Source organism: Kitasatospora sp. NPDC051914, assembly GCF_040680995.1.
In the GTDB taxonomy this organism is placed as follows: domain Bacteria; phylum Actinomycetota; class Actinomycetes; order Streptomycetales; family Streptomycetaceae; genus Kitasatospora.
This window is the reverse complement of sequence record NZ_JBFAXX010000024.1, coordinates 15,943-30,121: the sequence shown is the minus strand read 5'-3', so window position 1 is coordinate 30,121 and position 14,179 is coordinate 15,943. Positions and strand designations below refer to the sequence as shown.

Genomic DNA, 14,179 nt, shown 5'->3' with positions numbered 1-14,179 from the left:
TCGCGGTGGCCGCCATCGTGGAGCCCTTGACCGGCAGTTCGTGCCCGGTCCCGGTCGACCGCGCCGCGCTGGACGCCGCCGCCAAGGACTCCGGCTTCGACGCGGTGCTGGAACGGCTGCCGGACGACTGGCGGACCCCGCTCGCCCGCTCCCGCACCGGCGGCGTCGACCTCTCCGGCGGCCAGTGGCAGCAGGCCGTCCTCGCCCGCGCCCTGTACGCCGTGCACACCGGCGCCGGACTGCTCGTGCTGGACGAGCCGACCGCGCACCTGGACGTGCGGACCGAGTTCGAGGTGTTCAACCGGCTCGCCGAACACCGCGGCAGGGCGAGCGTGGTGCTGATCTCGCACCGGCTGTCCACCGTCCGGCAGGCGGACCGGATCGTGCTCCTCGACGGCGGACGGATCACCGAATCCGGCACCCACGACGAACTGATGGCCCTCGACGGCAGGTACGCCGAGCTCATCGCCATCCAGGCCGAGCGGTTCCAGCTCGGCTACGACGACCGCGCGGACGAAAGCGAACTCCGGTGACCGTGGACCAGCCCGAGTACCGGCCGAGCGCACGCGACTACCTGCGGCTGGCCCCGTGAACTGCTCACCCTGGCCCACCGGCGCGCGCCGGGGCTGACCGTCGCCGCCCTGGTCACCCAGGCGCTGACCGTGGCAACCGTCGCGGCGACCGCGCTCACCCTGCGCGCCGCGATCAACGGCGCGATCGACGGAGCCGCCGGCACTGCGGTCGCGGGGGCGCTCGGCGCCGCCGTCGCGTACGCCGTCACCGGCGTCCTCACAGACCTGGGCGGCAACGTCATGGCCCTGCTCGTCGACGAGGTCAGCGTGCTCGACCTGCACGAGTCCATCGGGTTCGTCGCCGGGCTCGCCGTGGTCATCCAGCGCACCGCCCGGGGCGACGGCTCGCCCGGCGACGTGGTGCTCGCCATCACCGTCGCCTCCACGCTGCGCGGCTCGGTCCAGGCCGCCGTCGGCCGGACCACCGACACCGTCGCCGCCCAGCGCCTGGTCGAGCCCTTCCTGTGGTTGCGCGGCTACGCCGCCGGCCGCCCCGCCGGACCGGCTGACCGCCGGCATCACCTTCGAGCAGGTCGGCTACCGCTACCCCGGCACCGACCGGTACGCGCTGGAGGACGTCAGCTTCAGCATCCCGGCCGGGACAGTGGTCGCCGTGGTCGGCGAGTACGGCTCCGGCAAGACCACCCTGGTCAAGCTGCTCAACCGGTTCTACCGGCCGGACACCGGCCGGATCACCGTCGACGGCACCGACCTCGCCCGCTACGACAGCGCCGGCTGGCACGCCCGGACCGGCGCCGCCTTCCAGGACTTCGGCCGCTACCGCACCGTCTTCGCCGAGACCGTGGGCCTCGGCGACCTCCCGCACCTGGACGACCGCGAGCGGATCGCCGAGGCGCTGCGCGAGGCCGAGGCCACCGGTTTCGTCAGCCGCCTGCCGCAGGGCATGGACACTCGGCTCGGCCGCTCGCCGGGCGGCGTCGACCTGTCCGAGGGGCAGTGGCAGAAGACCGCGCTCGCCCGCGCCACCATGCGCCGCGAACCGCTGCTGTTCGTCCTCGACGAACCCACGGCCTCGCTCGACGCCCCCAGCGAACAGGAGATCTTCCAACGCCAGATGGCCCGGGCGCGCGACGTCGCCGCCCGGACCGGCGCTATCACCGTGATCGTCTCGCACCGCTTCTCCACCGTCACCGGCGCCGACCTGATCCTGGTGCTCGACCGGGGACGGCTGGCCGAAATCGGCTCCCATCAGGAGCTGCTGGAACTCCAGGGACGCTACGCCGAGCTCTACGGTATCCAGGCGACCGCGTACACCACCGGCTGAGCGGGCGGGGCCGACCCGTCGGATTCCCTGTTGGTTTGTCGCCGTGTCACTGACCGACAAGGCCATCGCCCGGATCCGCCGGCTGATCCGGGACGGCGAGCTGCTCCCGGGGACCAAACTGCCCCCGGAGCAGCAGCTCGCGGCCGAACTCGGGCTCTCGCGGAACCCGATGCGGGAGGCGGTCAGGCACTCGTCGTCGCCCGGGTCCTGGAGATCCGACGGGGCGACGGCACCCATGTCACCAGCCTGGTTCCGGGCCTGCTGCTGGAGGGCCTCGGCGGCGGGGTCGACCTGCTCCAGGGCGACACGGTCCTAGAAGCGATCCTCGACGCGCTGACCGCCCGCGACATGCCCAAGAGTGATGAGCGGGCACACGCCGTGATCAGCAGGGCGCTGTTTGCGGCTGATGTGCCCGCTCCGGGCGGGGTTCTGATGGCTGTGTAAGCCCGGCGGGGTCAATGTGCCCCGAAAATGCCCCGCCAGGTTGATTCAGCGATGTTTGCGCAGGTCAGCGCGGTTCACAGAAGCGTCTGCCAGAAGTACCAGAAGCGGTTGAGGATCAGCAGGGCGATCCCCAGGTACCAGAGCGCCGGGGCCACCCAGTGGTACTGGGCGACCGACGGCCACCAGCGAGGGGCCGGCAGGACGCCCGTCCGCATGTTGTGGAGCGTGAGGTACCAGGCCAGCGGTCCCACCAGCGCCCACACCACCATGCAGTACGGGCAGAGCGCCCCGATCTCGTACAGCGCCTGGGTTATCAGCCAGACCGTGAAGCCCAGGCCGGCCAGCGCACCGGCCTGCAGCCCCAGCCAGTACCAGCGCCGGTACCGGGCGCCCGCCAGCAGGCCCGCCCCGGCGGCGATCAGCACCGCGAACGCGGCCAGGCCGAGCAGCGGGTTCGGGAAGCCGAAGACCGCGGCCTGGCCGGTGCGCATCACCGACCCGCAGCTGATCACCGGGTTGATGCTGCAGCTCGGCCGGTAGCCCGGGTTCTCCAGCATCCGCAGCTTGTCGAAGGTCAGCACCGCCGAGGCGGCCAGCCCGAGCAGGCCGCCGACCAGCAGCAGCCGGGCCAGGCCGCGCCCGGCCCCGATCGTCGCTCCGTCGGCCATGTCAGGCCCCGGTCGCCTGGCGGACCAGCGCGGTCCACTGCTCGCCGGACACCGGCTTGCCGTCCTTGCCGAAGACGTTCAGCACCTTGCCGTCCAGCACCACCGTCGGGGTGCCCTGGGCGCCGCTCGCGGAGAACGCCTTGTCGACCTTGGCCGCCCACGGCCGGTAGGTGCCCTCGGTGACCGCCTTGGTGAACGCCTCGGTCTTCAGCCCCGGCACCTTCTCGGCCAGTTCGAGGATGCGGTTGACGTCGCCGAAGCCGTCCTCGCGCTCGTCCGGCTGGTTGGCGTACAGCACGTCGTGGAACTTCTTGAACTGGTCCACGCCCTGGTCCAGCGCGGCGCCCGCGGCGGCCAGCGCCGTCCGCGAGCCCTTGCCGCCGAGGTTCTGGTCCAGGAACGCCGCCAGGTGGTACTCGATCTTGTACTGGCCGCTGTCCGCGAGCTGCTGCACCGCTCGGCCCGCGGACGCCTCGAACTCCTTGCACACCGGGCAGCGGAAGTCCTCGTACACCTGCACCGTGTGCGGCGCATCGGCCTTCCCGTACACCACCACGGTGCCGTCCGCGCCCGAGGTGTTGGCCGGCACCTTCAGCGGCGCCGAGGCGGCCGGGTCGGAGTCGGAGGCGGTGGCGATCGCCGCCACCGTGCCGCCCACCACGGCGAGCGCCGCCACGACGCTCACCGCGATCACGGCACGCCGCCGCACGGCGGCCGCCTTCTTCTCCCGCCGGTGCGCCTCCTGCATGCGCTCACGGGCGGACGTCCGGGACTGCTCCGGCCTCCCGGACTGCTGCGACTTCTGGGTCTTCTGGGTCTTCTTGGGCTGGTCGGTCATGACGATCCGTCGAATCCTCGCGTACGGGCACGCCACCGGGCCGCGCGGCCGCGCGGTGGCACACCGAAAGACAGGGGAGTGGCGCAGAGGGGCCCGCCCGGGCCGACGGCGGAGCCGTCAGCAGGCGAGCGCGACCACCGGCGGACCGCGGCGCGGAGCCGGGGAGGGAACCACGGACTCCGGGCGGGGAAGGACCTCCCGCGCATCCGGCGACGGCGCCAGCACCTCGGGGCAGGCCGGCAGCGGAGCCGCCACGGCCATCAGCCGCCGGGCCACCGCCCGGGCCGTCGAGCCCAGCACCCGCAGCATCTGCCCGGCGCCGCCCAGCGCGGCCTCACCCAGCCGCAGCCACACCGCCGCCACCAGCGCCAGCCCCAGATGGGCGAGCAGCACCAGCAGCCGCAGCGACCCGGCGGACTGCCCGGCCAGACCGGACAGCAGCGGACTGCCGTCCACCGAACCCCCGCCGCAGACCAGCAGGTCCACCCCGTGCGAGCGGGCGGCGACCGTCGCACAGCCGTCCTGCCCCAGGTTGAACGCGGTGTTCAGCAGCAGCTCGACCGGCACCATCACGGCGGCCAGCCGCCACAGGCTGTGCCGGGCGCCCTCGAGTACGAAGGCCAGCAGGAAGACCGCGGCGGTGCAGGCCAGCACCAGCGTCAACGGCAGCGGCCGCCCCGTCAGCACGACCTGGCCCAGGGCAGCGAGCGGCACCGCGAGCGCGGTGAACACCGCGGCCCGCAGAACCCTCGACACTCGGCTCCCGGTCATGGTCAGCGAGTATGCCAGGCAGCCGATCAAGGCCGCGTAAGGATCCGGCCCGGCCGTGACACGGCGTCAGCAACCGCCCGCCCGGGCCGCCCGCAGGCATACCCTGGGAACCCCGGGAAGAGGGTGATCAGGGTGCCGCACGGAGCCGGGCCGACCGCGGGCGCGGTCCTCGGGGCCTGGATCGCGGAGCAGACCGAGACGCTGGCCGGCCTGGAGGCCGCCGTCCGCGCCGACGAGCCCGACGCCGTCCACCGGATGCGGGTCACCTGCCGCCGCCTGCGCAGCACCCTGCAGGCCTACCGCCCGCTGATCGGCACCGACACCACCGCCCTCGTCGCCGCCCTCAGGTCCCTCGCCTCCGCACTCGGCGCGGCCCGCGACACCGAGGTCCTCGCCGAGCGCCTCACCGCCGACGCCCGCGGGCTGCCGCCCGACTGCCGGCCCGAGGAGGTCGCCGCCGCCCTCACCGCCTGGGCCGACGAGAACATCGCCGAGGCCAGACCGCAGGCACTCGCCGCCCTCGACGACCCCGCCTTCCCGGCCCTGCTCGCCGCCCTGCGCGGACTCGTCGCCGAACCCCGCTTCACCGCCCGCGCCGACCGCCCGGCCCCCCGCGAACTCGCCCGGACGGCCCGCCGCCAGCAGCGCCGTACCGCCCGCCGCATCCGGGAGGCCCGCAGCGCCCCGCCGGGCGAGCCCACCGAGACCGCACTGCACGAGGCCCGCAAGGCCGCCAAACGCGCCCGCTACGCCGGGGAGCCCGCCGGGCCCGCAGCGGCCCGCTTCACCGGCCGGATGAAGGCCCTCCAGGACCTCCTCGGCACCCACCAGGACGCCGTGCTCGCCGCCCGCACCCTGCACGTCCTCGCCGACGGCGACCCCCGGCACGCGTTCGCCTACGGCGTCCTCCACGACCGCCAGCTGACCGCCGCCGCCCGCGACCGCCGCCGCCTCCCCGAGGTCTGGCGCAAGGCCGCCGAGCCCCCGGTGTTCTGACGGGCGCGCCGCCCGCCCCGCGCTCGGCCGCCCGCCCCGCGCTCGGTCGCCCGCCGCGCACGCGGATCAGAGCAGGCCCGCACTCCCGGCGGCGGTGGCGAGCAGGTCGCCGAGCATGCCCGGGGTGAGGCGGCCGGTGTAGGTGTTGCGGGGGCTCACGTGGTAGCAGCCGAAGAGGTCCAGCGGGGTGCCGCCGTCCGCGGCGGGCAGGGTGGCCCGGGCGCCGTGGCCGAAGGCGGGCCGGGGCCGGGGGACCAGCCGCCCGGAGGCGGCCAGCGCCGGGAGGACGGCCTCCCAGGCGAAGCCGCCGAGCGCCACCACCGAGCGGACGGTCGGCCGCAGGTACTCGAATTCGCGGGCGATCCACGGCAGGCAGGTGTCCCGCTCCTCCCGGGTGGGCCGGTTCTCCGGCGGGCAGCACCGCACCGGGTCGGTGATCCGCACCCCGTACAGCTCCATCCCGTCGTCGCGCCAGGTCGCGTGCGGCTGCGAGGCCAGTCCCAGCTCGTGCAGCGCCGCGTACAGCAGGTCGCCGGACGGGTCGCCGGTGAAGATCCGGCCGGTGCGGTTGGCGCCGTGCGCGGCCGGGGCGAGCCCGACGATCACCATCGCCGCGTCGGCCGGGCCGAACCCGGGGATCGGCCGGGCCCAGTACTCGTCCTGCAGGTAGGCGCGCCGCTTGGTGCGGGCGGCCTCCTCGCGCCAGGCGACCAGCCGCGGGCAGGCCCGGCAGTGGGTCACCAGTGCGTCCAGCTCGCCGAGGCTGCGGGTGGCGGCCGCGGCGGCGGCCGGGTGGCCGGGGTCGGTGGGCTGGGGCGGCTCCGTGCCGCCGGTCGGCTCCATGCTGCCGATGGTAGGGGCGGAGTAGCGTGGAGAGCGGGGTCTTCGCTGCGTGGGCCCGAGGTGACGACATGATCATTCTCGATGCGGTACTGGGGGCACTGGTCGTCCTGGCCGTGTGGGCCGGGCTCAGCATCCGCGTGGTGCAGCAGTACCAGCGCGGTGTGGTGTTCCGCTTCGGGCGGGTGGTGGAGGACGTCAAGCCGCCCGGGCTCGCCGTGATCCGCCCGATCGCGGACCGGCTGAAGCGGGTGAACGTGCAGATCGTCACGATGCCCATCCCCGCGCAGGAGGGCATCACCCGCGACAACGTCACCGTGCGGGTCGACGCGGTGGTCTACTACCGGGTCGTCGACCCGGTGAAGGCGACCGTCAACGTGCAGGACTACAACTTCGCGATCTCGCAGGTCGCGCAGACCTCGCTGCGTTCGATCATCGGCAAGAGCGAACTCGACGACCTGCTCGCCAACCGCGAACCGCTGAACCAGGGCCTGGAGCTGATGCTGGACAGCCCGGCGCTCGGCTGGGGCATCGAGATCGACCGGGTGGAGATCAAGGACGTGGCCCTGCCGGAGTCGATGAAGAGGTCGATGTCGCGGCAGGCCGAGGCCGAACGGGAACGCCGGGCGCGGATCATCACCGCGGACGGCGAGTTCCAGGCCTCCGCCCGGCTCTCCGAGGCCGCCGCGATCATGAGCACCACCCCGGCCGCCCTCCAACTGCGACTGCTGCAGACGGTGGTGGAGGTGGCGGCGGAGAAGAACTCCACGCTGGTGCTGCCCTTCCCGGTGGAGCTGCTGCGCTTCCTGGACAGCGTCACCGAGAAGCCGGCTGCCGCCGCACCCGACGCGGGCGGCCCGCAGCAGCTCGAACTGCCCGATCTCCCGGCACTGGACGAGGTGTTGGCCCGTGACCCGCTGGAGCCGCCGACCGACGTGCCGAACGGCTCCCGGCCCGAGGTGGCGTCCCCGCGGGGCGGGGACCACGATGGAGGGACGGGGGTCTGAGGCACGGCGGGAGGCCTGACGATGACCACAGCGAAAGAGATCATGCACCCGGGCGCCGAGTGCGTCGGCGAGTTCGAGACCCTGGCCGACGCGGCGAGGATCATGAAGGACCGGGGAGTGGGCGCGCTGCCCATCTGCGGGGAGAACCAGAAGCTGCTGGGCATCCTCACCGACCGGGACATCGTGCTCAAGTGCGTCGCCGAGGGCCTCGACCCGAGCCAGGTCAAGGCCGTCGACCTGGCGGTCGGGCGACCGATGGTGATCGAGGAGGACGAGGACGCCGAGCAGGTCCTGCGGGTCATGGAACAGCACCTCGTCCGCCGCCTGCCGGTGATCAACCACCCGGACCACAAACTGGTCGGGATGATCAGCGAGGCGGACATCGCCCGCCACATGCCGCAGGAGCGGGTCGCCGAGTTCGTCACCACGATCTGCGCCGAGTAGGCGTTCTTCATAGAGCACTCGGGTCGAAACAGAGCACTCGGGTCGGATCGGGGGCGCGGGGAACCGGGCGGTTCCCCGCGCCCCCGGTGGGCTGCCTCAGAGGCGTGCGAGGAAGGTGTCCGCGATCACCCGGTAGCCGGCGTCGTTGGCGTGGATGTCGCCGCGTGCCATGTTCGTCCACTGTACGATCCGGGCCACGTTCAGCGGCACCCGGCCGCCGCCGAACGGCACCATGCGGAGCGAGTCCGTGTCGAAAGCCCGGGCCACATCGGCGGTCGGCACGCCGTGCGCGGCGTCGGCGATGCCGATGACGGCGTTCAGCGCGTGCGAGAGCGGCAGCGAGGCCGCGGCCGTCGCCCTGCCCTGCTCGCCCGTCAACCAGGCGGCGAGGAACGGGTCGTAGAGGTTCATGCCGATGATCCGGGTGCGCGGTCCGGCCGCCGCCCGCAGCTGGGACAGGATGTCCGACAGGCCGCGGCCCGCCGTGGCGATGCCGGACAGCGCGCACGGTACGTCGATCGTGCCGCCCGCCGCGCAGCGGTTGACGTCGTTGGCGCCGATGTCCAGCGTCACCAGCACCCGGTCGTTCCGGTGCTCGCGCAGGAACCTCACGGCGGCGGCGAGTTGGGAGTCGGCGTAGGGGTGCGGGTACGGGCAGCCGCCGTTCGCCATGGTGCCGGTGGTCTCGCCGGGGCAGCCGAGATCGGTGAAGCCGAAGGCCTTCCCGCGGGCCGCGGCCCGCTCGCCGAGGGTGCGGGCGATGTCCTGCGCGTAGCCGCGGCCGACCACGTGGCCGCCGTCCGGGGTGGACTGGTAGCCCGCGGCGAGCGAGTCGCCGAGCGCCAGGTACCAGCGCGGCACATCGGCCGGGACGGGGCGGGAGCCGGACTGGGCGGCGGCCGCCGGAGCAGCCGTCAGGCCGAGTGCCGAGGCGGTGAACAGGACTGCGGCGACGGCGAGTCGGACGCCTTTGGGCAGGGGTGTGCGCATCGGGCCTCCAGGGTGGTGGGGGCCGCATGTGGGGTGCGGCCCGGTGAGGCTACTGCGCGGTAGGCCCGGTGAGTAGGGGTCGGACGGGATCAGCCCGGGAACGCGTACACGGTGGTGGCGTGCGCCGCCGGCTCCTCCTCGCCCTCCGCGGCCATCGTGACGTCGACGAACGCCAGCCGGCGCCCCAGCTTGGTGACCCGCGCCGTGACCAGCACGTCCGCACCGACCACCGCCCGCTGGAAGGTCGTCGACTGCTGGATCGTCGTCATCGGCCCGAACCCGCCGCGCGCCGCCGACACGGCCACCACGGTCGCCGTGTCCGCCGCGGCCATCAGCGCCTGCCCGCTCAGACCGCCGCCCTCGCGCGCCAGTTCGTCGGACCACGGCAGCCGCAGCACGGCATGCCGGTCACCGGTCTCGGTGACGGAGAGCTTGAGCGCCTGCACCCAGGGCGCGAAGTTGTCGGCGAGGATGGTGTCCGCATCGGCGGTGGAGATCGTCACAGCCGCCATTGTGGCGGCGGCCCGCCGCCCGCGCCATCACCGTGCACCGGTCGCCCGCCCGGCGCGTCCGCCGTTACCCTCCTCGTGGATCGCCCGCCGTACCAGCTCCGCCAGGTGCACCGCCCGCCGCCCGCCGGAGAGTTGGGCGATCTGGGTACGGCAGCTCAGTCCGTCGGCCAGCACCGTCGTCCCCGGCGCCGCCGCACGCACCGCCGGCAGCAGCACCCGCTCCGCCGCCGCCACCGACACCTCCCAGTGCCCGCGCTCCATCCCGAAGTTGCCCGCCAGGCCGCAACAGCCCGAGTCCAGCACCTCGTTGCGCACACCCATCCGCTGCTCCACCCGCCGGTCGGCCGCGGTGCCGAGCACCGCGTGCTGGTGGCAGTGCACCTGGGTCACCGCCGCCGTCTCCAGCCGCGGCAGCGCCACTCGGCTCTCGTCCAGGAACTCCGCGAACGTCCGCACCCGGCCCGGCAGTCCGCCCGCCTCCGCGCCGAGCAGCCGGGGCATCTCCTCGCGCAGCGCGGCGGTGCAGCTCGGTTCCAGACCCACCACCGGCAGCCCGTCCGGGACGGCCCGCAGGCTGCGCCGCATCACCCGCCGGGCGAGCCCGAGCTGGCCGGTGGAGACCAGGGTGAGGCCGCAGCAGACCGGCCCGGTGGGCAGCCGTACTTCGAAGCCGAGGTGTTCCAGCACTTCGACGGCGGCGCGGGCGGGCTCCGGGTCGAGCAGTTCGGCCATGCTGTCGGGCCACAGCAGCAGCGGTTCGGCGCCCGCGGGCACCGGATGCTCGGCGCGCCACCGGCGGAACCAGGCGGAGAAGGTCTCCGCGGGCAGTTCGGGCAGCTCGCGGCGCGGGTCGATGCCGCCGACCCGCTTGAGCAGGGCGGCGCTCGGCCCGGCCTGCAGCAGGCGGTTGGCGAGCCGCGGGGCGAGGGCCGCGCCGCGCAGCCAGAGCGGCAGCCAGCCGAGGGCCAGGTGGGAGGCCGGGCGCAGCCGCCGCCGGTAGTGCTGGTGCAGGAACTCGGCCTTGTAAGTCGCCATGTCGACATGGACCGGGCAGTCGCCGGCGCAACCCTTGCAGCCGAGGCACAGGTCGAGCGCCTCGCGGACCTCCTCGGAGCGCCAGCCGTCGGTGACCAGCTCGCCGCGGAGCATCTCGGCGAGCAGCCGGGCCCGGCCGCGGGTGGAGTGCCGTTCCTCTCCGGTGGCCATGTAGCTGGGGCACATCACGCCGGTGGAGGTGTCCACGCACTTGGCGACGCCGACGCAGCGGTGCACGGCCTTGAGGAGGCTGCCGCCGTCCTGTTCGTACGGGAGGGCGAGCGGCAGGTCGCGGCCGGGGAAGCGCAGGTCGGCGTCGAGCGGGCGCGGGTCGACCAGGACACCGGGGTTGAGCAGGTCGTCCGGGTCCCAGATCCGCTTGAACCGGCGGAACAGGGCGATGACCTCGGGCGGGTACATCCGGGGCAGCAGCTCGGCCCGGGCCTGCCCGTCGCCGTGTTCGCCGGAGAGCGAGCCGCCGTGGGCGGCGCACAGGTCGGCGGCCTCCGTCATGAACGCCCGGAACTCGGGCAGGCGCGCCGGTTCGGTGAGCGGGAAGTCCAGCCGCAGGTGGACGCAGCCCTCGCCGAAGTGCCCGTACGGGACGCCGCGCAGCCCGTGGCGGGCGAGCAGGGCACGCAGGTCGCGGAGGTAGTCGCCGAGCCGCTCCACGGGGACGGCGGAGTCCTCCCAGCCGGGCCAGGCCTCGTCGCTTCCGCCGGCCCCGGCGCGGGGGAGCCGGGTGACGATGCCGGCGCCGGCCTCGCGGACGGCCCACAGCTGCCGCTGTTCGGCCGGGTCGGTGATCACGGCGGTGGTGGCGCGGGGCTCCCTGCGGACGGCGGCGGCGAGCTCGCGGGCTGTGTCGAGTGCGGCGGCGGGGGTGTCGCCGCCGGTCTCCAGGAAGAGCCAGCAGGCGCCGTCGGGGAGCCGGTCGAGCGCCGGCGGGCGGGGGCCGGCCGCCAGCAGTGCGGCGATCAGGTCGGCGGCCATGCCCTCCGCGGTCAGCGGCCGCAGCGGCAGCAGGGTGGGGACGGCGTCCGCGGCGGCGGTCTCGTCCGGGTAGCCGGCCACCACCAGGGCGCGGACCGGCGGGTCGGCCACCAGCCCGACGGTGGCGCCGAGCAGCACGGCGCAGCTGCCCTCGCTGCCGGCCAGGGCCCGGGCCAGGTCGTGGCCGTGCTCGGGCAGCAGGGCGTCCAGGGCGTAGCCGGAGCCGCGGCGGGGCAGCTCCGGCATGGCGCGGCGCAGCACCGCCAGGTGGTCGGCGGCCAGGTCCTGCAGGGCGCCGTGCAGCTCTCCGGCCCGGCCGGGGAGAGCGCGCAGCCGGGCGCGTCCGGCGGCGTCCGTCCTGCCGCCCACGGTGAGCTCGGTGCCGTCGGCGAGCAGCACGTCCAGGGCGTGCAGGTGGTCGGAGGTGCGGCCCCAGGCCGCCGAGTGCGAGCCGCAGGCGTTGTTGCCGATCATGCCGCCGAGGGTGCACCGGCTGTGCGTGGACGGGTCGGGCCCGAAGCGCAGCCCGTACGGGTGGGCGGCCCGCTGCAGGTCGTCGAGGACGGTGCCGGGCTCGACCCGGGCGGTGCGGGTGTCCGGGTCCACCGAGAGCACCCGGCCGAGGTGGCGGCGGAAGTCGAGCACGACGGCGCCCGGGCCGATCGCCTGCCCGCCGATGCTGGTGCCCGCGCCGCGCGGCACCACCGGCACCCCGAACTCCCGGCACAGCGCGACCGCGGCCCGGACGTCGTCGCGGTCGGCCGGCTTCACCACCCCCACCGGCACGTGCCGGTAGTTGGAGGCGTCGTGGCCGTAGACGGCCCGTTCGGCGGTGTCGAAGCGCACCTCGCCGCGCAGGGCGGCGGTCAGGGCGCGTTCCAGTCCGGTGGCCATGCGCCGATCATCGCAAACGGCGGGCACCCGGACCCGGCAGCAGGCCCGGCCCGGATACGGGTGACGGGACGTCATCTGGCAGGCTCACGCCCATGACCGATGATCACATGACCCCGTACCTGGCCCGCCTGCCGATCGGCGAGGCCGTCCCCTTCCCCACCGAGGGCATGCCGGGCTGGGACATCTTCCCGTTCGAGGGCGACATCCAGGTCAAGGCACTGAAGGCCCCCGAACTGCCCGAGCCGCCCCGCGACGGCGACGGCGGCCCGGAGGACTGCAGCCAGTGCGCCCGCCCGGACGACGACTTCCTGTGGACGGACGAGCACTGGCGGCTCTCCGCGCCGGACGAGCCGGCGGCCGTCCCGGCCGTGGTGCTGCTCCAGCCGCGCGAGCACCACGACCTCGGCGACCTGCCGCCGGAGCGGGCCGCCGAGCTCGGCCCGATGCTGCAGCGCGTCGAGCGTGCCGTGATGTCGCTCGGCGGGATCGCCCGGGTGCACCACAACAAGTGGGGCGACGGCGCCGCCCACCTGCACTTCTGGCTGCTCGGCCGGCCCGCCGGGATGATGCAGCTGCGCGGCAGCTGCATGCCGATGTGGGACGACGTGCTGCCGAAGGTGCCCGCCGACGAGTGGCAGCGGAGCAGCCGGCGGATCGCCGAGGCGATGGCGGCCGACGGCGGCACCGCGCACGTCTGACACGGCGCCCGGGCGTGCCCCTCGGCTGGCACCCACCCGCCCGGCCCGTGCGCCGGGCAGCGGCTACCGGCGGCCGGTCACTGCGCCGCGGGCGATGTGGGAGAGCTTCGCGACCTCGAAGGCCGCGTAGGCGCCGCTCGACAGCAGCGAGAACTTCACGCCCTCGCGGCCGTCCGGCTTCCGGTAGCCGTCCGGGAGGAGGCCGCGGTAGTGCTCGGACGCCCGCTGGAAGAACTGCGGGCGCTCCGCGCGGTCCACGCAGCCCGCCAGGTCGAAGACGAACAGGTAGTGCCGGACCATCCGGGTGAACAGCTGCGCCTGCAGCGCCTCGGCGGCCGGCGAGCCGGCGAGCAGCTCGAAGCTGCGGGCGTACTGGTCGAACAGGTCGAAGTGGCTGGCGCCCGGGGAGCCGACCGGGTGCAGGGTGTGGCGGCGGCGGATGGTCACGCACTCGCGGGGGAGCACGGCGACCCGCCGGGCGGCCAGCAGGGTGGCGTGCACCACCGGGATCTCGTCGTAGTGGCCGTCCGGGAAGGGCGGCACGGTGCCGCGGCGCAGCAGGCGGTCCCAGATCAGCGGCGGGGTACCGAACAGCTCGGGCCGGTCGGCGGCGGCGGTGACCTCCGGTCCGGCGGCGGCCAGCTCCTGCTCGGCGCCGCCGGGCCAGAGCTTTTCGCGGTTGAGCCGGTTGTGTCCGAAGAGCAGCACGTCGACCTCGCCGGTCTCCTCCAGCCGTTCCGCGAGGGCAGCGAGGGCCTCGGGGTCCAGCAGGTGGTCGCTGTCGAGGAAGAGCAGGTAGTCGCCGCGTGCGCGGTCCGCGCCGGCGTTGCGGGCACGGCCGATGCCGACCGCGGCGTTGAGCCGCAGTACGGCGACCCGCGGGTCGCGCATCCCGTACGCGTCGGCGGTGCGCTCGGGGCAGTCCGGCGACGTGTCGACGACGAGGACGACCTCGAAGTCGCGGAACGACTGGGCGAGCAGTGCGTCGAGGCACTCCTTCAGCTGGCCGTTCCGATCGTGGGCGGGGAGCACGACGGAGATGAGGGGAGCCATGGCGGGGAGGCTAAGGAGGCGCACACGCTCCCGCAATGCCCGAAAGCGGAACCAATGCATCCAAATATGGCCAGACCCGATCGATCGTGCGCGAGATATTCACATCGGCTTCATGACATGTCGACATGTCGTCACCCGT

General features: G+C 74.4%; 14 protein-coding genes and 1 pseudogene. 7 read left to right on the top strand and 8 right to left on the bottom strand.

Features of this window, described 5'->3' with window-relative positions; translation table 11 throughout:
* Nucleotides 1-26 precede the first annotated feature (26 nt).
* The 3 genes and pseudogenes from AB0M03_RS17595 to AB0M03_RS17585 form a co-directional block, all read left to right on the top strand.
* Nucleotides 27-533: a hypothetical protein gene (locus AB0M03_RS17595; RefSeq protein ID WP_363492430.1), complete on the top strand. Its 507-nt coding sequence runs from the start codon at nt 27-29 to the stop codon at nt 531-533.
* 652 nt (nt 534-1,185) lie between these two features.
* Nucleotides 1,186-1,857: an ABC transporter ATP-binding protein gene (locus AB0M03_RS17590; protein ID WP_363492429.1), complete on the top strand. Its 672-nt coding sequence runs from the start codon at nt 1,186-1,188 to the stop codon at nt 1,855-1,857.
* Nucleotides 1,858-1,900: 43 nt separating this feature from the next.
* Nucleotides 1,901-2,175 (top strand): annotated as a pseudogene (locus AB0M03_RS17585) (GntR family transcriptional regulator); the annotation flags it as partial.
* A 200-nt stretch (nt 2,176-2,375) separates the two neighbouring features.
* Here the strand turns inward: AB0M03_RS17585 and AB0M03_RS17580 are convergent.
* The 3 genes from AB0M03_RS17580 to AB0M03_RS17570 all read right to left on the bottom strand — a co-directional run bounded on the left by AB0M03_RS17580 (nt 2,376) and on the right by AB0M03_RS17570 (nt 4,578).
* Nucleotides 2,376-2,969: a vitamin K epoxide reductase family protein gene (locus tag AB0M03_RS17580; RefSeq protein ID WP_363492428.1), complete on the bottom strand. Its 594-nt coding sequence runs from the start codon at nt 2,967-2,969 to the stop codon at nt 2,376-2,378.
* A gap of 1 nt (nt 2,970) precedes the next feature.
* Nucleotides 2,971-3,807: a thioredoxin domain-containing protein gene (locus tag AB0M03_RS17575; RefSeq protein WP_363492427.1), complete on the bottom strand. Its 837-nt coding sequence runs from the start codon at nt 3,805-3,807 to the stop codon at nt 2,971-2,973.
* A 117-nt stretch (nt 3,808-3,924) separates the two neighbouring features.
* Entirely contained in the window at nt 3,925-4,578 is a 654-nt protein-coding gene (locus tag AB0M03_RS17570; RefSeq protein ID WP_363492426.1) for a hypothetical protein, read from the bottom strand.
* Between the two features lie 132 nt (nt 4,579-4,710).
* Here AB0M03_RS17570 and AB0M03_RS17565 point away from each other — a divergent pair, with 132 nt between their 5' ends.
* Nucleotides 4,711-5,574: a CHAD domain-containing protein gene (locus AB0M03_RS17565; RefSeq protein ID WP_363492425.1), complete on the top strand. Its 864-nt coding sequence runs from the start codon at nt 4,711-4,713 to the stop codon at nt 5,572-5,574.
* A 66-nt stretch (nt 5,575-5,640) separates the two neighbouring features.
* On the opposite strand, the gene AB0M03_RS17560 is transcribed toward AB0M03_RS17565, so the two are convergent.
* On the bottom strand, nt 5,641-6,417 hold the full coding sequence (locus AB0M03_RS17560; protein WP_363492424.1) for a uracil-DNA glycosylase: 777 nt from the start codon (nt 6,415-6,417) through the stop codon (nt 5,641-5,643).
* A gap of 68 nt (nt 6,418-6,485) precedes the next feature.
* On the opposite strand from AB0M03_RS17560, the gene AB0M03_RS17555 reads away from it, so the two are divergent.
* Both AB0M03_RS17555 and AB0M03_RS17550 read left to right on the top strand, forming a co-directional pair.
* A complete protein-coding gene (locus tag AB0M03_RS17555; RefSeq protein ID WP_363492423.1) occupies nt 6,486-7,421 on the top strand; it encodes an SPFH domain-containing protein in 936 nt (311 codons plus the stop codon).
* 21 nt (nt 7,422-7,442) lie between these two features.
* On the top strand, nt 7,443-7,865 hold the full coding sequence (locus AB0M03_RS17550; RefSeq protein WP_363492422.1) for a CBS domain-containing protein: 423 nt from the start codon (nt 7,443-7,445) through the stop codon (nt 7,863-7,865).
* 96 nt (nt 7,866-7,961) lie between these two features.
* Here AB0M03_RS17550 and AB0M03_RS17545 read toward each other — a convergent pair whose 3' ends face one another.
* The 3 genes from AB0M03_RS17545 to AB0M03_RS17535 form a co-directional block, all read right to left on the bottom strand.
* A complete protein-coding gene (locus tag AB0M03_RS17545) occupies nt 7,962-8,855 on the bottom strand; it encodes an SGNH/GDSL hydrolase family protein (RefSeq protein WP_363492420.1) in 894 nt (297 codons plus the stop codon).
* 89 nt (nt 8,856-8,944) lie between these two features.
* Nucleotides 8,945-9,358 (bottom strand): PaaI family thioesterase, encoded by a 414-nt coding sequence (locus AB0M03_RS17540; protein ID WP_363492419.1) that lies wholly within the window; start codon nt 9,356-9,358, stop codon nt 8,945-8,947.
* Between the two features lie 36 nt (nt 9,359-9,394).
* Nucleotides 9,395-12,289, bottom strand: a complete 2,895-nt coding sequence (locus AB0M03_RS17535; RefSeq protein ID WP_363492418.1) for an FAD-binding and (Fe-S)-binding domain-containing protein — start codon at nt 12,287-12,289, stop codon at nt 9,395-9,397.
* 92 nt (nt 12,290-12,381) lie between these two features.
* Here AB0M03_RS17535 and AB0M03_RS17530 point away from each other — a divergent pair, with 92 nt between their 5' ends.
* Complete coding sequence (locus tag AB0M03_RS17530; protein WP_363492417.1) at nt 12,382-12,987, top strand: hypothetical protein; 606 nt, start codon at nt 12,382-12,384, stop codon at nt 12,985-12,987.
* 63 nt (nt 12,988-13,050) lie between these two features.
* On the opposite strand, the gene AB0M03_RS17525 is transcribed toward AB0M03_RS17530, so the two are convergent.
* Nucleotides 13,051-14,040 carry a glycosyltransferase family 2 protein gene (locus AB0M03_RS17525; RefSeq protein WP_363492416.1) on the bottom strand — a complete coding sequence of 330 codons (990 nt, stop codon included), beginning with the start codon at nt 14,038-14,040 and terminating at the stop codon, nt 13,051-13,053.
* Between the last annotated feature and the right edge of the window lie 139 nt (nt 14,041-14,179).